The following is a 21,098-nucleotide window of genomic DNA, read 5'->3' on the forward strand; positions in this document are numbered from 1 at the left end:
CCAAAAAGACGAGCGAGTCGCCATATCCAGCCCGCACTGCTGGCAGTGCCCTGCCATGTCCGCGCCTCTCTGTACAACCGATCATCGGCCATTGATACCTAGACGAGCATAGCGCTCCAGATTTATCAAGCCGGGCCGATAGCCTCCTATCAGTCCGCGGCAATTGATTGCCGTGTCGTATTTGTCTCTGTCGGTTTGATGTCTTTATGAAATGGTCTTTGCGTAAAAAGATTGCTCTATCCTCCAGCACTGCGGTACTGCTGGTGGGCGCCAGCCTGACCGGTATGAACTTCTGGAACAGTCAGAAAAGCCTGGAAATCCACATTGCAGAACAGGTCAGCAATGCCAGCAGGACGTTCAGCGCCAACGTGCGTTACTGGCTACAAAGCAAGGAGGTGGTGCTCCAGGCTGTGAAGGCCACTGACGACCCGTCTGCCATGCTGTCGATTCTTAATCAGGCCAAGATTTCCGGCGGTTTCGACAACGTCTTTTTTGCTCGGGCCGATGGCAGCCAGGTGAGCGCCAACGGTGTAACCCTGCCGCCAGACAATAATGACCCTCGCAAATGGAAGTGGTACCAGCAGGCGCTGGTCGCGCCAAACAAGGTCTACATCTCGACGCCGACTATTGCGGCGGCTACTGGCAGCCACGTGCTGTCCTTAGGCCGCTCCCTGCAGCAGAGCGGAAACGCGCTTGGGGTGGTAGGCGCTGACGTCAGCATGACCGAGATCCTTGAGCAGCTGAAACAGATCAAGCTTCCTGGCAATGGCTCGGCCTTCTTTGTAGACAAGGACGGCACCATTCTGGGCCACACGGACACGGCCCTGCTCGACAAGAAGGTCAGCGACCTGATGACGGAGCTCACCCCTGCCACCCTGGCGTCATTGGCTGCCAGCAAGGGTACGCAGCACTTGCTGGACCATAACGGTGAGCGTTTGTACGCTGTCCCGATCGATCATGATGGAGAGATTCTCATCATGACGCTGGACGACGCTGTTCTGACCGCCCCGCTCTATCAGCAACTGTGGGTGAGCCTGGGCGCATTCGGCGCTATCCTGGTTCTGTCGCTGATCGCCATCAACATGCTGTGCGCCTGGCTGCTACGCCCGCTGGGTGTGGTCTCCCAGGGACTTCAGGTAATCGCCCATGGCAATGGCGACCTGACCAATCGCATCCCTCAACAGAGCCAGGACGAGGTGGGCCATCTGGCCCTGCACTTCAACCAGTTCGTGGCCAGTCTGCATGAACTGGTTACGCATATTCGCCATCAGGCGGTGGAAATCGGCCAGGAGTCCACGACGGTGCTAAACAACAGCACATTGTCGGTCGCTGATCTGGGGCGTCTCCAGCAGGAGCTGACACTGGTCGCAACAGCAGTCACCGAAATGGCTTCGGCTACCCAGGAAATTGCGGGCAATGCCGAACGTACGGCGCAATCGGCGCAGCAGTCTACCGAAAGCAGTCAGCAAGGTCTGGAGCTGGTTCGCAAGACCCAGACCTCCATTACCGATCTTGCCCAGGAAGTGGCGGAAACAACCCAGGTCATCACTGAGCTCAGCCAGCACTCCCAGTCCATTTCCAGCGTCTTGACCAGCATCCAGAGTATCGCTGAGCAGACCAACCTTCTGGCCTTGAACGCAGCGATTGAGGCGGCGCGGGCAGGCGAGCAGGGTCGCGGCTTTGCGGTGGTGGCTGACGAGGTGCGGACTCTGTCGCAACGCACCCAGGCGTCTACCCAGGAAATCCAGACGACTATCAGCAATCTGTTGCGTGTAACACAGGATGCAGTCAGCCGGATGGACAACAGCCGTCATCTCGCTGAACGCAGCGTAGCGGATGCCGATCAGGCGTACGTGGCGCTGGAGCAGATCACCCAGTCGGCCTCGCTGATCTCGGACATGTCGATGCAGATTGCAGCGGCGGCTGAGGAACAGACCTCCGTGACGGAAGAAATTACCCGTAACGTGGTAACCATTAAATCTTTGGGTGATACCCTGGCTGAAAGCTCAGTGCAGGCGGAGCATCAATCCCGCTCACTGCAAAGCCACGCCGGTGATTTGAACGAACGCGTGTCCCGCTTCATTCTGTAACCCTGCCTTGCTGTCCACTCCCTTGCCAGGGAGTGGACCCTCTTCTCAACCCATCCGTCTAACACGGTCGTGAATGACCTTCAGGGCTTCCCGAAATACCCAGTGCCACTGGGACGATGCGGCTCGACCAAGCGGGTACCAAAAAAAGCGAAACTCCAATCCGCCTCCGTCGATGGTGCGATGGACCCAGCCCTCAGGTAACTCGTACGCGCTTTCGCACAGGTGCATCGACCATACCTGTTCCTGATAGCCAGAGACCCATGTTCCTAGATCCACAGGCCATTCGGACACTTGGATACCTGACTCTTCCCATAGCTCCCGCAACGCAGCCTCAGCAGGTAGTTCACCCGGCTCGATAGACCCTTTGATCAACTGAAGCCCTGCCAAGGGGTGCTCGAACGCCAGTATCTGCAGTTCGCTTTTATGACGCAGTACGACCGGACATGCCTTAACCGGACTTGCTGAAGCATCGTTATTTGCCAAGGGCAGCCTTGTCATCGCACGTCGACCTGGTTCAGCTGACGCCTCAGCCGATCGTTTTCCCTCTGTAACGCTGTGATGTGGTAGCGCAAATCCTTGATGACACTCAGGTGATAGCGGTGCTCAAGCTCCAGCGCTCGGTAGCGCTGCATCAGTGTGCCTGAGTCTGCCATAGCCAGGGATTGGGAAAGATCGTCTGCTGGAGACATCGGTACGCCCTCCTCTTGTTTACTGTTTATTTATACAGTAGTCAGCGGAGCGCAAAATGACAACCTTTTCTGACGCCAAAAGACTGGTCGTACAGGAAATTTCATTGATGTGTCATAAAAAAGGGCGGAACCCGTCCGCCCTTTTCAAGATATCGACTGTTTTTAGACGCGCTTGCGGATCAACCCTTCTTGGGCAACCGAGGCGACAAGCTGACCCGCTCGGTTGTATATGCTGCCACGACACAATCCACGCGCCCCCCCAGCCCATGGGCTATCCATGGAATACAGCAGCCACTCGTCCACCCGTAGCGGCTGATGGAACCAGATCGCGTGATCAAGGCTGGCAACCTGCATCTCCTTATTCCAGTAGCTGATGCCATGGGGCAACAAGGACGTCGGGAGCAGGTTGAAGTCCGAGGCATAGGCCAGTAGGTATCGATGCAGCGCAGGGTTGTCCGGCAGCTGCCCGTTGGCCCTAAACCAGACATGGCGTGCAGGCGCTGTTGGCTCTGGATCAAACGGATGGGTCACCTTGACCGGGCGAATCTCGATGGGCTTTGGCGCCAGCAGCTTTTCCCGCGTAGGCTCCGGGATAAACTGGGCAAACTGTTGGATGTAGTCCAGCTCGGACGCCAGCGAGTCTGGATCGGGCACGTCCGGCATTTCGCTCTGGTGTTCAAAACCGGGTTCCAGACCTTGGAACGAGGCACTGCAAAAGAAAATCGGTTTGCCTTTCTGGATGGCCGTGACGCGACGGGTCGTAAAGCTGCCGCCATCCCGGACGCGATCCACCTCATACACCACCGGAATCGTCACGTCGCCAGGCCGCAAGAAGTAGCCATGCAGCGAGTGCACCTGACGCGACGCATCTACCGTTTGGCTCGCCGCTGACAGGGCCTGACCGAGCACATGCCCACCGAATAATTGTGGAAAGCCCAGGTCCTGACTACGACCGCGGTAGAGGTTTTCCTCGATGGACTCAAGGCTTAACAAGGCAACAAGATCATCCAGCACTGTGCTCATCACGTTTTCCGTGGTCGTTTTGATAATGACCAAATCATACGCAAGTCAGTCGTGAAGCCGTAGCCCCATGATGAGGAAACGGCAGCGGCAAGACGTCCCTCCAGGACTCCGCCACCCATCAGGCAAAGTCGTTCTCAGGCGCGGGATAAGCTGGCAGCGAGGTCAGACGCATGTCCACGGTCGCGCGTCCCATGGTGAAGTGATAAAGGCTTTGCCAGGTTGTATCCGCAAGCCCTATCAAGTCATGTACCAGCGGGTCGAAATAGCAACCGATACCGGTGCCTGAAAGCCCTGCCGCTTCTGCCTCCAGGTAAAGCACCTGCCCAATCTGTCCGGTCTCCCAGAATAGCTGCGGATAGCACCAAGCCCCCTGGGCAAGGGCATCATCGAAACGAGCCATCATTGCGATACTGATACAACCGTCAGACGCAATGTCCTGGCCGCAGGAAAGCAAGCCAGCCAGCTCACTAGCAGCCCCTTTGAGCAACCGGAACAACCTGAGCCCCTCCGCCTCCTCTACCCGCTCCCAGAGTAAGTCCGCTCGGGCGGTGATATTGAGCTCTCCCTCACTGCGCGCCAGCCAGTACAACCCCGGTTCCAGCCCCACTACGCGATTTACAAAGATCAGAAGATCGACCTGAGCAGGCTTGCCCAACGTCAGGAAAGGCACCGGTGCCTGCTCCGGCAATGTACGCCTTAGCCAGGCAAAGAAAAGATCAGACAGAATGCCCGTCCGACCATCCATGGACTGCGCGCTACGCCGTTGATGCAGCAATGGCCGCAGCAGTAGCTGGTCGTTTTCCTGGGTAACTACGCCCCGGGAAATAGGCATGTCGTAGGGCAAGCGCTTGGGCGCACGGCATGCGGCAGCGATCCGCCCAACCTCGGGCCACTCTACGTACTCTCGCGAAAGTCGATTAGGCGTGCCGGCGAGCTGCAACTGACTCAGCAGCTTGAACAGACTATCGGGCAAGGAAGGCTCGGCCGATTGCGGCGGACCGATCCAGAGCAGCGCCTCCATTTGCTCCTGCTCACCAAAGCCGTCTCGATCAACTCCAAACGCCGCATCGAGCGTTTCATCCGCCACGTCGTGAATCAGTCGTGTTTCCCAACCTTGCGCGGCGGCAGCAATGGCAATGGCGGCCAAGGCGTGGCCTATATCATGCTGACAGTAGCGCCAGGCTCGCTCGCCATATTTCCAGGCCTCACGCCAATAGATACTGGACAGTGCGACCAAAAAGCTCCCCGGCGGCAAGGCGCCAATGATGTCTTCATCCAGCACTTCGGGGAGCTCGGCGCGTACTTCCAGGGCATGCAGATCGGCCGTGTAATGTGTCATCAAGGCACGATCGTTCAGTACCCCCGGTGGCAGCAAGGCATAGGCTTCGGTGGGATGTAGATTGCCGGAGGAAGGATTCACTCGCAGCGCCCAGCGGCTGCTGCCCGACTCTTTCCAGGCGGAAATGGCCAAACTGTCATAAAACAGCCGAGAGATATTGGCCGGATCCAGCGGGGCAGGCTCGCCTACCGGGCCTGCAAAGACCTCATCGTACAGAGGCGAATCCTCCAGCATACGGCGCAGTAACGGAATGACTTCGCATCCCCGATAACGGCGGAATGGCGCAGGTTGGTTAGCCCAATCGAGCGCATCGGGTCCGCGGGCATAGCCCTCACGACGGTGCATGCTGAGCGAATGATAGGCTCTGACGATGTCTTCTGGGGTCATGCAGTCCTCTTTGTCATTAACAGGCATTCATGCTGTCGCCAGTTTCCAGTCTACTAATCCATTGATGGCGGCTGAGTCGATACAGAACATGGTGGCGCAAGGGGTGGCCTTCCGGCAGGTTTGGATGTTCAAAGTCGTCGGCCGGATCGTACTGCATACCCAATCGTGCCATCAGGCCGCGGGAGCGTTCGTTTTCAGGCACGGTAAACGCCACGATCTCTTCCAGGCCTACCTGCTCGAAGCCAAAGGCAAGCGCGGCTTCGGCAGCTTCATGGGCATAGCCTTCGTCCCAATATTCGGCACCCAGCCGCCAGCCGATCTCGACCGCCGGCGTAAAAGGTGCGTCGAAATTGGAATGCTCAAGCCCTACATACCCAATGAAAGGCGGGCCATTTCTGACCTCTACGGCCCACCAGCCATAGCCATGATCATGGAAGTGTGCCTGGATACGCTCGGTCAGCGCCTGCGTTTCAGCCTCACTCAGGCATTTGGGGAAAAATTCCATTACCCGAGGATCAGCGCTTTGTGCAGCGAAAGGCGTATAGTCTTCATTGCGCCAGGGGCGCAAAATCAAACGTTCGGTACGTAACACCTTGGGATAGGCCTGGCTCATCTCCACCCTCTTTTAAGGTCCTTTGATGTTGGGACTGTTGTGAAGCCAGAGTATTCCGTAAAGCCGGTTCGGTTTTTTGATAATGGCTACCGCTTGGCGAGATCGGCAGGAATCGTCATCATGAGCGCCCGTCGGCAGCATCGCCTGTATCTGCCGAAACTTGGCATTTAGCCGAATCCTAACAACTACATCTCTAAATTCGACCAATGTATTGACCTTCACTGAGCAATATGGCCGGCGAATGGTCCTACATCATTAATGCGTTCTTTTCAGGCTGCTGCACACACATGACTTCCAAGAATTCGGACAATCTCAATTCTGCCGACCGCAATAAAGTGGTAAAGGGTATGCCAGAAGAAGTCCGTAGCCAGCAAGGCGATATCTTTTTCGCTGCGGTTAGAATGACCCGCATGCCCATGATCGTGACCGACCCACGGCAGGACGATAATCCCATTATTTTTGCCAACGACGCCTTCCTGAAAACGACGGGCTATGAAGAGCATGAAGTACTGGGACGCAACTGCCGTTTTCTTCAAGGCCCGGAAACGGACCGGGAGACCATCCGGCAGATCCGCGAAAGCGTCGAGTCCCGTCATGAATGCAATACCGAGTTATTGAATTACCGCAAAGATGGCTCGACCTTCTGGAATGCCTTGTATATTTCTCCGGTCTACAACCAAGCAGGCGAGCTGGTGTATTTCTTTGCTTCGCAACTGGATGTCAGCCGTCGCCATGACGCCGAAGAGGCCTTGCGGCAATCCCAGAAAATGGAGGCGTTGGGTCAGCTCACCGGCGGCATTGCCCATGATTTCAACAATCTGTTGCAAGTCATGGTGGGTTATCTGGACATTCTCCGGATCAACCTGGATCGCCCGGAAATGGACAGGGAAAAGGCCAAGCGCCATGTCGACAACACCCGGGAAGCGGTCAATCGCGCGGCCACACTGACGCAACAACTTCTGGCGTTTGCCCGCAAGCAGCGCCTGACCGGTCGAACGTTGAACATCAACGAGCTGATTGAAGAGCGACTCGACCTGCTGTATCGAACGCTGGGAGAGCCCTATCAGCTAACGACTCGGCTGGCGCCTGACCTCTGGAATTGCAAGATAGACCCGACCCAGGCCGAAATGGCGCTCATCAATATCCTGGCGAACGCACGTGACGCCATGGAATCGCGGGGCGAAGGTCGTGTCACGATCGAAACCCGCAACATTGAAGTGACGCCAGAGGATATGGCCTACGGAGGCCTGACTCCTGGCCGCTATGCCTGCATCGCCATTACCGATACCGGAGAGGGCATTCCAACAGAAGTGCTTGGACGGGTCCTCGATCCGTTCTTCACAACCAAGGAAGAAGGCAAAGGGACCGGTCTTGGTCTATCCATGGTGTATGGCTTCATGAAGCAGTCCGGCGGCGCGGTTCGTGTGTACTCCGAGGCCGGTATGGGTACGACGGTCCGCCTGTATTTCCCGACGACACAAAGTGAAATCATCCAGCAGCCTGCCGAATCCAATGGCACCAGCGAGGAGCCCGGTAACGAGACTATCCTGGTTGTGGATGATCGAGAAGAAGTGGCAGCGCTGGCGCAGGCGATTCTTGAGGAGTTCGGCTATTCGGTTCGGGTCGCCTACAATGGCAAGGAAGCGCTGGCTACCCTGGAGCAGCATGGCGATATCCAGATGCTCTTTAGCGACCTGATCATGCCCGGCGGCATGAATGGCGTAATGCTCGCCCAGGAAGCCCGCCGACGCTGGCCTCATATCCGCGTCCTGCTCACGACCGGCTATGCCGATACCACGCTGGAACGTGGGCAGACGGATACCTCTGAATTCGAAGTGCTGAGCAAGCCCTACGGTCGCCTGGAACTCGCGCGTCGAGTCAGGAAGATACTGGACGGAGCAGGATGAATGACAATGAGGGTGTGATGGAGGAAGACGACCATTACGAGTGCAGCGCCGAAAGTGACTCACCAGCCAGTCTGGAAGCCTTTCTCAGTTGCCTCGAAGAGGTCGGGCGCAGCCCGGAAAAGGTTTCCGTGGGCCACTTGATCGATGCCATCGGGAGTCGCTCCTACGGTCCACTTCTTCTGCTTGCAGGCATCATTGCCCTGTCTCCCCTGACGGGCATTCCTGGTGTTGCCACCGTCATCTCGATCTATGTCGTTCTGGTGAGCGTACAACTGCTCATCGGCCGCAAGCATTTCTGGCTGCCGCGCTGGGCACTGAAACGTCAGGTTCCGCGTGGCAAGCTACGAAAATCACTGCGCATGCTGCACCCTACCGCACGTTTCGTAGATCGCTTTTTGAAACCACGTCTGACCTTCCTAACCAAGGGTATCTTCCAGCACATCACGGCGCTGCTCTGCATTGGGGTCGCGGTATGCATGCCGGTTCTGGATCTGGTGCCCTTCGCCAATACCACGGCCGGAGCCGCCATGACGGCGTTCGCTATCTCGTTGATTGCCCGTGATGGACTTATATTCCTGCTGGCCAGCGGATTCTGTTGCGGTATCGTCTGGCTGCTCATCAGTCTCCTGCTCTAGCCATCAGCCTTTTCATGACAGCACTTCCTCTGGTTTACCACGACGATTACAGCCCACCCTTTCCACCCGAGCATCGGTTTCCGATGGAGAAGTTTCGCCTGCTCTATGAGCACTTGAGCGAAAGCGGACTGGTGACGGCTGACAACCTGTACCGCCCGGAATTGCCTAAGCCAGAAGTGCTGGCCCTGGCTCACGATCCGGTCTATGTCGAGCGCTACATGGGCGGCGAGCTGTCCCATGCCGAGCAGCGCCAGCTGGGTCTGCCCTGGAGCGAGGCACTGGCACGACGAACCATTCGCGCTGTGGGCGGCTCGCTATTGACGCTGGAGCTGGCGTTGCAACACGGGCTGGCCTGCCATATGGCTGGGGGCACGCACCATGCACATCATGATTACCCAGCTGGGTTTTGTATCTTCAACGACTTGGCCATCATGGCGTTGTATCTCTTGGAAAGCGGCAAGGCGGGACGCGTTCTGATCTTTGACTGCGATGTTCACCAGGGGGACGGCACTGCCCGAATTCTTGAACATGTTCCCGATGCCGTCACGGTGTCGCTGCATTGCCAGACCAACTACCCGGCACGTAAGGCACAGAGCGATTGGGACATTCCATTACCCAAGGGCATGGGTGATGCGGGGTATTTGCATACCGTTGAGGAAGCACTGAATTACCTGTTACCTCTCTACCAGCCTGACGTTGTGCTCTATGATGCCGGTGTCGATGTGCACGCCAGCGATGCCCTGGGCTATCTCATGCTGACGGACGAAGGCATCGCTGCACGGGACGAATACGTCATCCGCCATTGCCTGAGCCGGGACATCCCGGTCGTCGGCGTGATTGGCGGCGGCTACGACCGGGACCGAGCTCTGCTGGCCAGACGGCACGGCATCCTGCATCACAGCGCCGCCAAAGTCTGGGCTAGTGGGCTTGCGCCGGGCTAGAGCTTCATGGGTCTGGGCTTGGAGCCATCGGAAAAGCGGGTAAACCGGAACTCATAAGGATCAACGATCGGCCTGGCGCCTGTTACCAGGTCTGCTGCCAGCTGCCCAACCGCAGGCCCCACGCCAAACCCATGACCGGAAAGCCCTGTCGCCACAACCAATCCAGGCACTGCATCAATCTCGGAGATAACAGGAACGGCATCCGGGGTTACGTCGATCAGCCCCGCCCACTGCTGGGCGATCTGTGCCTTGGCAAACACTGGAAACTGACGAACCAGTTGATTCATGGCGTTCAGGTTCTGCTGAGGATCCGGGTAAGGATCCAGCACGCGCATGTATTCGTAGGGAGACGGGCGATCCAGCGGGACAGGTTTGCCTTCATGCCATTCCTGGCGGAAGCGCTCGTCAAACCGGATCCGCAGGCTCGACCATTCCGATTTCAAGGTCGGTAAAAAGTCCAGAAAGAAGCGGAAGCTGTCGGGTACCAGCGAAGCGATATTCACGCTGCCATTGGCAATGGTATAGCCACCGTCCAGGCGTTTGCGAAATGCCACGTCGCGCGTCCAGAGCGTACAGTCAGGCCCCTCCTCCAGCGGCGCCGTCCGCAGTACGCTGTTGCGTACCTTGAGTTGTGGCAGTCGCACGCCAAGGTCCTTCAGAAAACGGCTCGACCAAGCCCCACCTGCCAGGATTACGGACTCGCAGGCAATTCGGCCTCGTTCGGTAATGGCTGCACTGACCCGCCCAGCCGACAGCTCCAGCCCCCGCACGGCGCAGTCGGTCAGAATGACAGCCCCGAACCGCTGGGCCGCCGTTGCGATCGCAGGTGCTGCTTTCTGGGGCTCGGCGCGCCCATCGGTAGGGCAATAGATACCGCTTTTCCAGCTGACTTCGCCGGCTGGCAGCAACTGCTTGAGCTCGCTGCCAGACACCATGCGCACGTCTATATCATGCTGACGCGCCACACTGATCCATTTTTCATAGTCGGCCTCCTCCTGTTCGGATTCGGACGAAAACAAAATGCCGGAGCGGCGAAAACCGGTTTCACCCTGTACAACCTCATTGAGACCCTCCCAGAGCCTCAGGCTTTCAACTGCCAGCGGAATCTCGCGGGGGTCACGGTACAGCTTGCGCACCCACCCCCAGTTGCGGCTGGACTGTTCTCCAGCGATATAACCCTTCTCGCAGAGCACCACGGAAATGCCTTCCCGCGCCAGCGCCAATGCCGCGCTGGTCCCGGCAATGCCTCCGCCGATCACAACGACCTGAACCTTGGCTGGTAGCGCCTTATCCGCCTTGACTAGATCAACCTCGGGTCCCATCCACCACGCTCCGTTCATCGATAATCGGTTAGTCACGCAAGAGCTATGCCCTGTTCAATCGTACACCAACGGGATTCTGCTGGTACTTCGCGGTAAACTGGCGGGCTTTCTCTACCTGCGATGGCTGTCATGTCCCCACACGTGCCTACTCATTCCCGTACCGCCGCCATTATCGGCGGTGGGCCTGCCGGCCTTATGGCTGCCGAAGTTCTGGCCGGTACTGGTGTAACAGTAGACGTATATGACGGTATGCCCTCAGTCGGACGCAAGTTTCTTCTGGCCGGGGTAGGCGGCATGAACATTACCCACGCCGAAGACCAACCCGCCTTTCGCTCCCGTTACCGCGAGCGTGAAACCGCCCTTTCCCGCTGCCTCGACGGATTCGACAGTCATAGCTTGCGAGATTGGATTCATGGGCTGGGCATCGAGACGTTTGTCGGCAGCTCAGGCCGCGTCTTTCCCACAGACATGAAGGCCGCTCCTCTGCTCCGAGCCTGGCTGCATCGCCTGCGGGAAGCAGGCGTTCGCATTCATACGCGGCACCGCTGGTTGGGCTGGAACGAGCACGGCGCCCTGCGTTTTTCCACTCCGGCTGGGGAAACCTGCCTGCGCGCCGAAGCGACAGTCTTGGCCCTGGGTGGAGCTAGCTGGCCGCGACTGGGCTCCGATGGGGTGTGGACAGGATATCTTGAGGAACAGAGTATTGCCCTTGCCCCGCTACAACCAGCCAACTGCGGTTTTGAGGTCGCTCAGTGGAGCGATCATTTACGCAGCAAGTTTGCCGGCTCGCCTATCAAGCCTGTAGCCATGATGCTTAAAGACGGTACTCGCCGCCAAGGCGAATTCGTGCTGACTGAGACAGGCATTGAGGGCAGTCTGGTCTATGCCCTGTCGGCTGAAATTCGCACCGAACTGCTCCGTACCGGCTCCGCCACCCTATACCTGGACCTTGCGCCTACCAAGGAACAGAGCGCGCTTGCCGCGGCGCTAAGCAAGCCGCGCAAAGGCAAGTCCATGGCCAATCACCTGCGTGCCCATGCCGGGCTGGAAGGCGCTCGCTCTGCCCTGCTGCGGGAGCTGGCTCCCGCCAAGGCGTTTGATGACATGCAGCATCTGGCAGCCGCGATCAAATCGTTACCCCTGACTGTAATCCGTCCCCGTCCTATCGAGGAAGCCATCAGTTCGGCGGGCGGCGTACCGTTCGAAGCGCTGAACGAGCAGCTCATGCTCAATGCCCTGCCGGGCGTGTTCTGTGCCGGTGAAATGCTGGATTGGGAAGCGCCTACGGGAGGCTATCTGCTGACGGCCTGCTTTGCTACTGGCCGTACCGCCGGCCTGGGTGCTGCAGCCTGGCTGCAGCAGTAAACCGCTTATTGTGCGGCCTTGATCACAGCCCTCCTGTCGGATGCCCCGAACCGCCTCGTCATGCCCATGGTCAGCTCTCATAGAGCCCGTGACGAGGCTTACTACCGTGCTTATCCTTATGATGAGAGAGCCTGACCATGAATGCTATCGACCTCCTGAAAAACGATCATAAAACCATTCTCGATATTCTTGAGCAGCTGAGCAGCACCTCCGAGCGCGCCGTAAAAAAGCGTCAGGATCTGGTGCAAAAGCTTGAACACGAGCTGACACTCCATACGCATATCGAGGAAGAGATTTTCTATCCGGCGTTCAAGGCGGCGGGCAAGAAAGAAGAAGCAAAGATGTATTACGAAGCGATTGAAGAGCATCGGGCAGTCGACTCGCTAGTGTTGCCGCACATCAAGGCTACAGCGCCTGATAGCCTGGAGTTTTCTGGCCGCGTGAAAGTGGTCAAGGAACTGCTTGAGCATCACATCGAAGAGGAAGAAGAAGAGATGTTCAAGGATGCCCAGGAATTGCTGGCGTCCCAGCTGGACGAGCTGGGCACACAAATGCAGGAGCGCAAAAAGTCGCTCAAGCAAGAGCTCAACGCACGCAAAGCGGCTTGAGCCCTGACAGTCTCTGTAACGCCGGACGGTGTTACAGAGACTGCACGATCATCTACTTCTTCTTGCCGAACCCAGGCATCTTGCGAACCGGCTTTACCGACGGCTTGTCGTTCTCGATCCAGCGCCCCAGAGGCTTCCCGCTTTTAGCGTCGCTTACTGAGCCTACCTTAGGTTTCTTCGGCTTCTTCGGCTTTTTCATCACAACGCCACCAGGACCGGTTTGCGGCACCTTGTGATCAGGAATGAAATCCGGCTCGTCCCGTCGCGCAATGGTTTGTCCAATCAGCGTCTCAATGGCTGCCAAGTGGTCGACTTCATCGGCAGCTACCAGGGAAACGGCCGCCCCGGTCGCACCGGCACGCCCTGTACGTCCAATACGGTGAACGTAATCTTCCGCCACGATGGGTAGATCCAGATTGACCACGAGCGGCAAGTCCTGAATATCCAGACCTCGTGCGGCCACGTCAGTCGCCACCAGAACATCCGCTTCACCCGCCTTGAACCGAGCCAGCGCACGCAGACGAGCCGGTTGAGGCTTGTCGCCATGAATCGACTCGGCACGAATACCTTCCTGCGTCAGCGTTTCCACCAGCTGGTCGACACCCTTACGGGTCTTGGCAAATACCAGCACCTGCCCCCAGCGCTTTTGCGCATAAAGGTGGCAGAACAGTTCCGCCTTACGCTTTTTGTCCACGGGAATCAGCCACTGCTTGACGCTCTTGGTGGTCGTGTTGCGCGGACTGATATCGATGGTCAACGGATCGCGCAGCAGTGGCTTGGCCAGATCACGAATGGCTTCAGAGAACGTGGCAGAAAAAAGAAGTGTCTGCCGACGCTGGGGCACCATGACAAAAATCTCGCCCAGCTCGCGGGAAAAGCCCAGATCCAGCATTCGATCCGCTTCGTCGAGGATCAGCGTCTGTACCTGATCAAAGCGCACAGCGTTCTGGTTGAACAAATCCAGCAAACGACCTGGCGTGGCGACCAGCACATCCACCCCTTTACGCAACTTCATCATCTGCGGATTGATGCTGACGCCGCCATACACCACCGCCGTACGCAGCGGCAAATGCTGCCCGTAATCACGTACGCTGGTGTGAACCTGCTCGGCGAGTTCGCGGGTTGGCACAAGAATCAATGCACGGACTCGGTTCGCCGTGACTGCCGGGCCCTCCTGAACGAGGCGCTGCAGTGTCGGCAAAGCAAAGCCAGCTGTCTTGCCTGTACCCGTCTGGGCCGCGGCAAGCAGATCGCGGCCTTTGAGTACCGCAGGAATGGCCTGAGCCTGGATCGGAGTCGGAGTGGTGTGTTCCAGCGCGTCGAGCACACGCAACAAAGGCTCGATCAGGCCGAGTTCGGCAAAAGTCATGACGCTAACCGCAATGAAGAAAAGGACGAAATTGTAGGCGCCAAGCAACGTAGCGTCGAGCGCGGCCATCGGAGCGGTAGACAAACGCCGACTCCTGCCCTGCCGAATGAACGCTTTTGCACCCCGTTTTGAGGGTTACGCCGCTTTAATGGATCTTTTCTTGAACGCTCAGCTATTCGTGCAGACCAACTCTTAAAGGATGCCCTGGACGTCTCAGGCGGTAACCCTCATGTATGGCCTTACCGATCAAGGATCTGATGAATTCGACTGGCACAGCCAGATATCGAACAATCCAGCAAGGAGACTCCATGAAAGCTGTCGTTTATAACGGCCCTCGTGATGTCAGCATCAAGAATGTCACCGATGCCAAGATCGAAAAACCTACAGATGCTCTGGTGCGTATCACTACTACCAACATCTGCGGCTCTGACCTTCACATGTATGAAGGCCGTACCAGTTTTGAACAAGGCCGCATCCTGGGCCACGAAAATCTGGGTCAGGTAGTCGAAATCGGCTCGGGTGTTGATCGCGTCAAGGTCGGTGATTATGTATGCCTGCCCTTCAACATCGGCTGCGGCTTTTGCGAGAACTGCGAAAAAGGCCTGACCGGATTCTGTCTGACCGCCAACCCCGGTAGTGCGGGTGCGGCATATGGCTTTGCGGAAATGGGCCCTTATGAAGGCGGCCAGGCTGAGCTGCTGCGCGTTCCCTACGCCGACTTCAACTGCCTGGTACTGCCCGAAGATGCCCAGGAGAAAGAGGACGATTACGTCATGCTCTCCGACATCTTTCCCACCGGCTGGCATGCAACCGAACTGGCGGGCCTTTTACCGGGTGAATCAGTCGCCATCTACGGGGCCGGTCCTGTAGGGCTGATGGCTGCTCACTCGGCCATGATCAAAGGGGCTTCGCAGGTCTTCGTGGTCGACACGCACCCTGACCGGCTCGCATTGGCCGAGCGTCTGGGGGCAATTGCCATCAACGGCGCAGAAGGCGAGGCGGTCGAACAGATTCTCAACAAAACCAATGGCCGAGGTACGGACCGCGGCTGCGAGTGTGTGGGCTATCAATGCTGCGACCGCCATGGTCATGAAGCCAATCACCTCACCATGAATAATCTGGTTGCCTCGACCAAGGCAACTGGAGGCATCGGCGTAGTGGGTGTTTTCATACCGCAGGACCCAGGCGCACAGAATGAACTGGCAAAGGAAGGCAAAATGGCCTTTGACTTCGGTCAGTTCTGGTTCAAGGGTCAGCAGATTCGGACAGGTCAGGCCAACGTAAAGGCCTACAACCGTCGCCTAAGCGCCCTGATTCATGCTGGACGCGCCACTCCCTCGAAGATCATCTCCCATAGCCTCAAGCTGGACCAGGCCCCGGACGCCTATAAGCATTTCGATGCCCGGGACGATGGCTGGACCAAAGTGGTGCTCAAGCCTGCGGCTTGACTTCCGCCTCGGCAAGGTTCGCTTTGCGAGCCTTGCCTCGCGCCCGCCACTGTGGAAGCCCGACCAGTATCACAGCCGCCACGATTACTATCATGGCCATCCATTCCGCCTGACCTATCCTTTCCCCGGCAAACACAATCCCCAGCAGCACCGCCACGACCGGATTGACATAGGCGTAACTGGTCGCTGCGGCCGGTCGTACATGTTTTAGCAGATACATGTAAGAGCTGAACGCGATGATCGAGCCAAACACGATGAGATACCCCAACGCCAACCAGCCGTCCATGGTCGACGGTGTGGTCAACGGTTCACCGCTGAGACGGCTGCCAATGAATAGAATGCCTCCGCCCACAATCATCTCGACGGCACTGGCCATCGGCCCTGCCGGCAGTGGCAGATGACGGCTCCACACTGAACCGAAAGCCCAGCTGGCAGCTGCAAATAGGGTAATCACCGCCCCCAGGGGGGTCGTCTGCATGTTCTCGCCCAGGTTCAGCAGCAGAATGCCAATGAATCCCAAGCCAATCCCAGCCCATTCGAGCCGGGTATTGTGCTGTCCCCAGAACAGGCCGAAGCACAAGGTGAAGAGCGGTACCGTAGCCACGGCCAGCGCGGCCACTCCAGAGGCAACCCCCGAGTGTTCGGCCAGGGTCACACCGCCATTTCCGCAACTGAGCAGCAGAAACCCGACCAAGCCGCCACCTACCCACTCACGCCGTGTCGGCATGGGGGCTCCTCGGGAAAGTTGCCAGACAAACAACAGGCTGCCAGCAATCAGAAAACGTAAACCGGCCATCAACAAGGGCGGCCACGACTCAACACCGATGCGAATGACCAGATAGGTCGAGCCCCAAATAACGTAGAGCGCGAAAAAAGCACACAACAAAAGCAACAGCGAACGGCTATCCCGGGCAGGCATGGTGGCAACTCTTATGATTGAAATCCTGGTAGCTGAGTCGTACGGGTGATCAAGAACCGGAAAACGTATTCAAGCAGCAGGCTCCTTGCTATAGGAAGCGGCCCTCTCGGCCAGGCGCAGCGTGCAATCCTGAATACGGTCAGAGTCAATCAGCGGCTTACGAACCAGACCATTAGTTTAGAAAGAGCAAGCGAGCGCGTTAATGCGATAAGCTTGTTTTTTCTGCACCCCTGCCTTCGTTTCAAAGGTCTTTTGATAAAACAGGCGAGGTTTCCAAACCGTCACAGGAGGACGTATGGATCACTATGACCGACAGATCATCAATGCCTTACTGGAAAATGGCAGAGCCTCGTTTGCCGACCTGGCGCAGCGAGTTAATCTGTCGGCGCCTGCGGTAGCAGAACGTGTCGCGAAACTGGAAGCCAGCGGTGTCATTACCGGCTATCACGCGTCGGTCAACCTCAAAGCCCTTGGCCAACCAATCGAATGTCTGATTTCAGTAACACTGACCAAAACCAGCAGCGACAAACTGTTCGATGAGCTGGCCGCGATTCCGCAGCTTATCGCCTGCCATCGCGTAACGGGTGAGTCCTGTATCGTGCTGCGGGCAGCCGTGGCAGACATGGCTGAACTGGAGGCGCTCATCGATCGGCTGATGCGCTACGGCATGAGCAAGACGTCGATCATTCTATCGACGCCTTTCGAAAGACAGACTCCAGCCAAACTGTATCCGGCAGTCGAGGACGCTCGATCCATCCGCCGCGCCTGATGTTCAGCGCAACAGCAAACCGTCCTCGATGACGACGTATTCGTCCGCTGCCCGGATCAAGGCATGCGCCGTGAGACCAGGAGCCCCATAGACACGGGTATGAACGCCGTAACACTCACGGACCTTCTCCAGCAGGAGGTCAAAGTCACCGTCTCCTGAAGCCAGGACGATTTCATCGACCTTGGGCGCAGCATCGAGCACATCGATTGTGATACCTACGTCCCAATCGCCTTTGGCGGAACCGTCACTGCGCTGAATATAGGGTTTGAGCTTTACCGTAAAACCCAGATTACGCAGGATCTGCTGGAACTGTTGTTGCCGGCTGTCTCCTCGCTCGATGGCATAGGCTGACGCAAACACCAGTTCGCCCCGTTGCGAGATTTCCTTTAGGAAGTTCGCGTAATTGAAGTGGCAGCCATGCGTATGGCGAACCGTGTAATAGATATTCTGAACATCGACGAACACAGCAATCTTCTTCACAACACTCCCATCGACTAACGTCGCGTACATCAAGATCATTTCTATCCGGGTCACTCCGCCCCGATACGCTCCTCTACCACCGGCCTGAAGCCGTTTTTACAGAATAGGTCACTTGAAACGACAAAGGCAGCCAATTGGGCTGCCTTTGCTTTCGAACGGTCGATTAGATGAACTGATCGTCATCCCCACCATCGTCAAAAAAGCCACTGTCGTCGCTTCCGTAGTCGGCTTGCTGGAAGCCGCCGTCACCGTAGCCATCATCATAGCCGCCAGCGTCGCTGGCCGGCGTCAAACCACTGTCCTGGCTCCCAGTATCGCTGGCCAAGTCTGCCGCAGGTTCTTCATTGATGATGTTGACGATTTCCTGCGGCTGGGAATCGTGAAACATGCTGGAAATAGTTTCCGCCAGCAATACACCGCCGGCCACCCCCACAGCAGTCTGCATTGCTCCCCCTAAAAAGCTGCCCGCTCTGGAGGGCGCAGCCGGTGCGGCATTGTAGCCATACCCTGGATTAGGCTGACCATACCCAGGCGCCTGGCCATAGGAAGGCGCCTGACGCGGGCCCGGGTCGGTCCAGCCACCACGAGATGCCTGAGCTTGTGCCTGACTCTGCGATCGCGACTGCTCCTGCTGGGAGCCGCCACCAAACAGGTTGGACAGAAAGCCACCGCTGCTCGGCTTGTTCTGCTGCATCTGCGCCACCTGCGATTCCAGATCGCGCACCCGCTGATCCAGACGTTTGAGTGCCGCTTCCTGGATCAGGATGACCTGAGCCATATAGTACGGTGCGGCGGGCTGTTGATGCAGGCGTTCCTGAATATAAGCTTCAGCCTGAGCGTCGCGGCTGGCGGTTTGAGCCTCCGCATCCTTGAGGCGCGTAAACAGGCCTTCGATCAGTTGTTTCTCTTCAGATTGCATGTGACCTCCCGAAGACGGCCAAGAAACGAAAACCCAGGCGCCGTAGACCTGCACAGGTGTTCGTGAATATCGACTCATGGTCCGCTGGCAGATCGGTTTCTACCAGCGGACCGGCCCTTTATAAATGCCGGTCAGCCCCGGATATTTCAATCCTGTCCCCGCAGCCATTCAGAATCGATTCAGCTCGACGCCTCCTTGCTAGGCGGCGTGCCGCGGAAGGCATCTTTCTGCTTGACCTCATCCAGCTTTACAGGCCGACCGGTTCGCGCCGATTCATACAAGGCTTCCATGATGCGCTGATCCTGTAGTCCCTCCTCACCGGGGGTGTAAGGCTTCTTACCGGTTACGACGCATTCGGCGAGATGGTCCATTTCGATAGCGAACTGGTTCTTGTCGGGGGCATTGATCTGTTCCACCACCGGCGCGACGAACTCCGTCGTGTTCTGCGACTCCTGACTGCGCTTGAGCTGAAGGTTCCGGTAGGAAAACGCAGGGTCCATTTCTACCCATCCCTTGTCCCCTACGACCCGATAGCGTTTGGAATTGAATGTGGAGTAGCTGGTCATGCACTGCACATGTACACCACTGGGGAATCGCATCTGCCAGAGCATGGCCTCCTCGACTTCCTTGAAGCGCGGGTCATCCGGCGTGCTGTACTGCGTGGCGAACACCTCGACCGGCTCTTCGCCCAACAGAAAGCGCGCGGTGTTCAGGCAATACAGGCCTATATCCGGCAAGGCCCCACCACCGGCCAAGGCTTTCTTGTGCCGCCATTGGTCCACATTTTCCTTGGACTGATTCTGACAGTTCGCCATCTCCAGCAGCTTCACAGTGCCAAGCCCGGTTCCGTTGCGCAGCCACTCCATTACCTGGCGGTTACGCGGCTCATACTGAATGCGATAAGCCACCATCAATAACCGATTGGCCTGAGCGCAGGCCTCGATCATTTCCTGGCATTCCTTTACGGAATTGGCCATGGGCTTCTCGCACAGGACATGCTTGCCCGCCCTGGCGGCTCGCAGCGTGAACTCATGGTGCATGCTGTTGGGCAATACGATATAGACGACATGCACGTCCGGGTTATCACGGATCTGATCAAAGCTCTGGTAGTTGTAGAGACCGCTTTCGGGCACGTTGTACATCTGGGCGACACGCATCGCCTTTTCGCGATCTCCGCTGACCAGCGCGGTCACCTTGCATCGCTTGGAGGACGCAAAAGCTGGCAGGATCTCCTCAAGCGACAGCCTTCCCAGGCCCACAACTGCAACCCCGACACGCTGATCACGCCCCAGTTGAACCGGCATGTCCGTCTTGTCGCTTTTGCCTTCCTGCATATGCGGCAGTGTAATGGGCTTGGGCAACTGCTCTGCTGGCTGGCCCGCCCCGCCCGTAGGCACCGCCTGGGCAGCGCCAGCCGTATTCTGGGCCCAGGCACTGTTGCTGGCCAGACCAAGCACACCGGCTGCTACCGCACCCTGTCCGGCATATATGAGAAATTTACGACGTCCGCCCAGACCATCTGACGCATTGCTCATAAGGCTCTCCTGAAAGTAGGCTTTGTGTTCAGAAGGCCTGCGAAACGCGCAAGTTCCTCGCGTTTGTTACAAGACATGGACAACCGACCAAGGGCGTGTACAGTTTCCAGCTCCCCACCTTAGAGCGCTTTCATGACCACAGAGCCCGCTGCCCTACTGATCATTGACCAGCAACAAGGTATCCAGTCACCTGCGCTGGGACCACGTAACCACCCCGAAGCTGAGCAGCGGATCGCGGCCCTGCTCATGGTCTGGCGTGAACAACATTGGCCGATCGTTCATGTGCGTCATATCTCACGTGATCCGCAATCTGTTTTCGCACCAGGCCAGCCAGGCGTAGCGTTTCAGCCGCGCCTGTGCCCGTTGCCCCAGGAAATGGTCTTTGAGAAGAACGTTACCGATGCCTTTATCCATAGCGGCCTTGAGCGCTGGCTACATACCCGCGGCATCAAGCAGGTTGTGATTACCGGCGTAGCCAGCGAGAATTCGGTGGAAGCAACTGCCCGGACGGCCAGCAACCTGGGGTTTGCCACGCGTGTAGTGGAGGATGCCTGCTACACCTTTGCCAAGACGGACTTTTATGGCACTCCCCGAAGCGCCGAAGAGGTTCACGCCATGGCCATGTCCAACCTGCAACGAGAATATGCCGACGTCATGACGGCAGCCCAGCTGCTGTCAGGCCTCGGTTTTACCCTGTCAGAAAACGGCTGACAAAAGCCGTTCCGCTCTTATCGGACAAG

The 21,098-nt window shown here is 57.6% G+C and carries 20 protein-coding genes and 1 pseudogene; 10 read left to right on the forward strand and 11 right to left on the reverse strand.

Features of this window, described 5'->3' with window-relative positions:
* Positions 1 to 284: 284 nt before the first annotated feature.
* Positions 285 to 1,235 (forward strand): annotated as a pseudogene (locus tag GM154_RS26020) (cache domain-containing protein); the annotation flags it as partial.
* A gap of 66 nt (positions 1,236 to 1,301) precedes the next feature.
* Entirely contained in the window at positions 1,302 to 2,090 is a 789-nt protein-coding gene (locus GM154_RS26025; RefSeq protein ID WP_374940327.1) for a methyl-accepting chemotaxis protein, read from the forward strand.
* Positions 2,091 to 2,135: 45 nt separating this feature from the next.
* Here the strand turns inward: GM154_RS26025 and GM154_RS16735 are convergent, their stop codons facing one another.
* The 5 genes from GM154_RS16735 to GM154_RS16755 form a co-directional block, all read right to left on the reverse strand.
* Complete coding sequence (locus GM154_RS16735) at positions 2,136 to 2,588, reverse strand: NUDIX domain-containing protein (RefSeq protein WP_074827761.1); 453 nt, start codon at positions 2,586 to 2,588, stop codon at positions 2,136 to 2,138.
* Complete coding sequence (locus GM154_RS16740; protein WP_010797482.1) at positions 2,585 to 2,779, reverse strand: hypothetical protein; 195 nt, start codon at positions 2,777 to 2,779, stop codon at positions 2,585 to 2,587. Before GM154_RS16740 ends, GM154_RS16735 begins: the two co-directional genes overlap by 4 nt.
* Positions 2,780 to 2,941: 162 nt before the next feature.
* A complete protein-coding gene (gene tesB / locus GM154_RS16745; RefSeq protein WP_074827763.1) occupies positions 2,942 to 3,802 on the reverse strand; it encodes an acyl-CoA thioesterase II in 861 nt (286 codons plus the stop codon).
* A gap of 118 nt (positions 3,803 to 3,920) precedes the next feature.
* Positions 3,921 to 5,528 (reverse strand): nitroreductase family protein, encoded by a 1,608-nt coding sequence (locus tag GM154_RS16750; RefSeq protein WP_074827765.1) that lies wholly within the window; start codon positions 5,526 to 5,528, stop codon positions 3,921 to 3,923.
* 16 nt (positions 5,529 to 5,544) lie between these two features.
* Positions 5,545 to 6,141 (reverse strand): GNAT family N-acetyltransferase, encoded by a 597-nt coding sequence (locus GM154_RS16755; protein ID WP_010797479.1) that lies wholly within the window; start codon positions 6,139 to 6,141, stop codon positions 5,545 to 5,547.
* 287 nt (positions 6,142 to 6,428) lie between these two features.
* Between GM154_RS16755 and GM154_RS16760 the strand changes: the two genes are divergently transcribed.
* The 3 genes from GM154_RS16760 to GM154_RS16770 are packed head-to-tail and all read left to right on the forward strand — an operon-like array spanning position 6,429 to position 9,624.
* The gene (locus GM154_RS16760; protein ID WP_074827851.1) at positions 6,429 to 8,048 is read left to right on the forward strand and encodes a histidine kinase famiy protein; all 1,620 of its coding nucleotides are present in this window, start codon (positions 6,429 to 6,431) and stop codon (positions 8,046 to 8,048) included.
* Complete coding sequence (locus GM154_RS16765) at positions 8,045 to 8,683, forward strand: exopolysaccharide biosynthesis protein (RefSeq protein ID WP_233432208.1); 639 nt, start codon at positions 8,045 to 8,047, stop codon at positions 8,681 to 8,683. Before GM154_RS16760 ends, GM154_RS16765 begins: the two co-directional genes overlap by 4 nt.
* A gap of 14 nt (positions 8,684 to 8,697) precedes the next feature.
* Positions 8,698 to 9,624 (forward strand): histone deacetylase, encoded by a 927-nt coding sequence (locus tag GM154_RS16770; RefSeq protein WP_219652846.1) that lies wholly within the window; start codon positions 8,698 to 8,700, stop codon positions 9,622 to 9,624.
* Here GM154_RS16770 and GM154_RS16775 read toward each other — a convergent pair.
* A complete protein-coding gene (locus GM154_RS16775; protein WP_139208851.1) occupies positions 9,621 to 10,946 on the reverse strand; it encodes an FAD-binding oxidoreductase in 1,326 nt (441 codons plus the stop codon). The genes GM154_RS16770 and GM154_RS16775 overlap by 4 nt on opposite strands.
* 129 nt (positions 10,947 to 11,075) lie before the next feature.
* Here GM154_RS16775 and GM154_RS16780 point away from each other — a divergent pair, with 129 nt between their 5' ends.
* Entirely contained in the window at positions 11,076 to 12,311 is a 1,236-nt protein-coding gene (locus GM154_RS16780) for a TIGR03862 family flavoprotein (protein ID WP_219652847.1), read from the forward strand.
* A gap of 137 nt (positions 12,312 to 12,448) precedes the next feature.
* Complete coding sequence (locus GM154_RS16785) at positions 12,449 to 12,919, forward strand: hemerythrin domain-containing protein (protein WP_010797473.1); 471 nt, start codon at positions 12,449 to 12,451, stop codon at positions 12,917 to 12,919.
* 52 nt (positions 12,920 to 12,971) lie between these two features.
* Here GM154_RS16785 and GM154_RS16790 read toward each other — a convergent pair whose 3' ends face one another.
* Entirely contained in the window at positions 12,972 to 14,288 is a 1,317-nt protein-coding gene (locus GM154_RS16790) for a DEAD/DEAH box helicase (RefSeq protein ID WP_219652868.1), read from the reverse strand.
* 308 nt (positions 14,289 to 14,596) lie between these two features.
* On the opposite strand from GM154_RS16790, the gene GM154_RS16795 reads away from it, so the two are divergent.
* Positions 14,597 to 15,736 carry a glutathione-independent formaldehyde dehydrogenase gene (locus tag GM154_RS16795; protein WP_074827779.1) on the forward strand — a complete coding sequence of 380 codons (1,140 nt, stop codon included), beginning with the start codon at positions 14,597 to 14,599 and terminating at the stop codon, positions 15,734 to 15,736.
* On the opposite strand, the gene yedA is transcribed toward GM154_RS16795, so the two are convergent.
* Positions 15,720 to 16,655: a drug/metabolite exporter YedA gene (gene yedA / locus GM154_RS16800; protein ID WP_073450362.1), complete on the reverse strand. Its 936-nt coding sequence runs from the start codon at positions 16,653 to 16,655 to the stop codon at positions 15,720 to 15,722. The two genes, GM154_RS16795 and yedA, sit on opposite strands and share 17 nt — an antisense overlap.
* Positions 16,656 to 16,950: 295 nt before the next feature.
* Between yedA and GM154_RS16805 the strand changes: the two genes are divergently transcribed.
* The gene (locus GM154_RS16805) at positions 16,951 to 17,424 is read left to right on the forward strand and encodes an Lrp/AsnC family transcriptional regulator (protein ID WP_219652848.1); all 474 of its coding nucleotides are present in this window, start codon (positions 16,951 to 16,953) and stop codon (positions 17,422 to 17,424) included.
* Between the two features lie 3 nt (positions 17,425 to 17,427).
* Here GM154_RS16805 and GM154_RS16810 read toward each other — a convergent pair whose 3' ends face one another.
* The 3 genes from GM154_RS16810 to GM154_RS16820 form a co-directional block, all read right to left on the reverse strand.
* Complete coding sequence (locus tag GM154_RS16810) at positions 17,428 to 17,934, reverse strand: NYN domain-containing protein (RefSeq protein WP_112297893.1); 507 nt, start codon at positions 17,932 to 17,934, stop codon at positions 17,428 to 17,430.
* Positions 17,935 to 18,067: 133 nt separating this feature from the next.
* Positions 18,068 to 18,823 (reverse strand): DUF2076 domain-containing protein, encoded by a 756-nt coding sequence (locus GM154_RS16815; RefSeq protein ID WP_219652849.1) that lies wholly within the window; start codon positions 18,821 to 18,823, stop codon positions 18,068 to 18,070.
* Between the two features lie 179 nt (positions 18,824 to 19,002).
* Positions 19,003 to 20,358: a Gfo/Idh/MocA family protein gene (locus GM154_RS16820; RefSeq protein WP_219652850.1), complete on the reverse strand. Its 1,356-nt coding sequence runs from the start codon at positions 20,356 to 20,358 to the stop codon at positions 19,003 to 19,005.
* 132 nt (positions 20,359 to 20,490) lie between these two features.
* Between GM154_RS16820 and GM154_RS16825 the strand changes: the two genes are divergently transcribed.
* Positions 20,491 to 21,069: a cysteine hydrolase family protein gene (locus tag GM154_RS16825; protein ID WP_219652851.1), complete on the forward strand. Its 579-nt coding sequence runs from the start codon at positions 20,491 to 20,493 to the stop codon at positions 21,067 to 21,069.
* Positions 21,070 to 21,098 lie beyond the last annotated feature (29 nt).

The organism is Pseudomonas sp. MAG002Y (assembly GCF_019400845.1).
Classification (GTDB): domain Bacteria; phylum Pseudomonadota; class Gammaproteobacteria; order Pseudomonadales; family Pseudomonadaceae; genus Chryseomonas; species Chryseomonas luteola.

Excerpts from the sequence above, each read along its gene's own strand:
- GM154_RS16825 (WP_219652851.1), top strand. The coding sequence starts at position 20,491 with ATGACCACAGAGCCCGCTGCCCTACTGATCATTGACCAGCAACAAGGT.
- GM154_RS16740 (WP_010797482.1), bottom strand. The coding sequence starts at position 2,779 with ATGTCTCCAGCAGACGATCTTTCCCAATCCCTGGCTATGGCAGACTCA.
- GM154_RS16810 (WP_112297893.1), bottom strand. The coding sequence starts at position 17,934 with ATGTACGCGACGTTAGTCGATGGGAGTGTTGTGAAGAAGATTGCTGTG.
- GM154_RS16775 (WP_139208851.1), bottom strand. The coding sequence starts at position 10,946 with ATGGGACCCGAGGTTGATCTAGTCAAGGCGGATAAGGCGCTACCAGCC.
- GM154_RS16785 (WP_010797473.1), top strand. The coding sequence starts at position 12,449 with ATGAATGCTATCGACCTCCTGAAAAACGATCATAAAACCATTCTCGAT.
- GM154_RS16805 (WP_219652848.1), top strand. The coding sequence starts at position 16,951 with ATGGATCACTATGACCGACAGATCATCAATGCCTTACTGGAAAATGGC.
- GM154_RS16780 (WP_219652847.1), top strand. The coding sequence starts at position 11,076 with ATGTCCCCACACGTGCCTACTCATTCCCGTACCGCCGCCATTATCGGC.
- GM154_RS16755 (WP_010797479.1), bottom strand. The coding sequence starts at position 6,141 with ATGAGCCAGGCCTATCCCAAGGTGTTACGTACCGAACGTTTGATTTTG.
- GM154_RS16820 (WP_219652850.1), bottom strand. The coding sequence starts at position 20,358 with ATGAGCAATGCGTCAGATGGTCTGGGCGGACGTCGTAAATTTCTCATA.
- GM154_RS16765 (WP_233432208.1), top strand. The coding sequence starts at position 8,045 with ATGAATGACAATGAGGGTGTGATGGAGGAAGACGACCATTACGAGTGC.
- yedA (WP_073450362.1), bottom strand. The coding sequence starts at position 16,655 with ATGCCTGCCCGGGATAGCCGTTCGCTGTTGCTTTTGTTGTGTGCTTTT.
- GM154_RS16750 (WP_074827765.1), bottom strand. The coding sequence starts at position 5,528 with ATGACCCCAGAAGACATCGTCAGAGCCTATCATTCGCTCAGCATGCAC.
- GM154_RS16790 (WP_219652868.1), bottom strand. The coding sequence starts at position 14,288 with ATGACTTTTGCCGAACTCGGCCTGATCGAGCCTTTGTTGCGTGTGCTC.
- tesB (WP_074827763.1), bottom strand. The coding sequence starts at position 3,802 with ATGAGCACAGTGCTGGATGATCTTGTTGCCTTGTTAAGCCTTGAGTCC.
- GM154_RS16770 (WP_219652846.1), top strand. The coding sequence starts at position 8,698 with ATGACAGCACTTCCTCTGGTTTACCACGACGATTACAGCCCACCCTTT.
- GM154_RS16795 (WP_074827779.1), top strand. The coding sequence starts at position 14,597 with ATGAAAGCTGTCGTTTATAACGGCCCTCGTGATGTCAGCATCAAGAAT.
- GM154_RS16760 (WP_074827851.1), top strand. The coding sequence starts at position 6,429 with ATGACTTCCAAGAATTCGGACAATCTCAATTCTGCCGACCGCAATAAA.
- GM154_RS16815 (WP_219652849.1), bottom strand. The coding sequence starts at position 18,823 with ATGCAATCTGAAGAGAAACAACTGATCGAAGGCCTGTTTACGCGCCTC.
- GM154_RS16735 (WP_074827761.1), bottom strand. The coding sequence starts at position 2,588 with ATGACAAGGCTGCCCTTGGCAAATAACGATGCTTCAGCAAGTCCGGTT.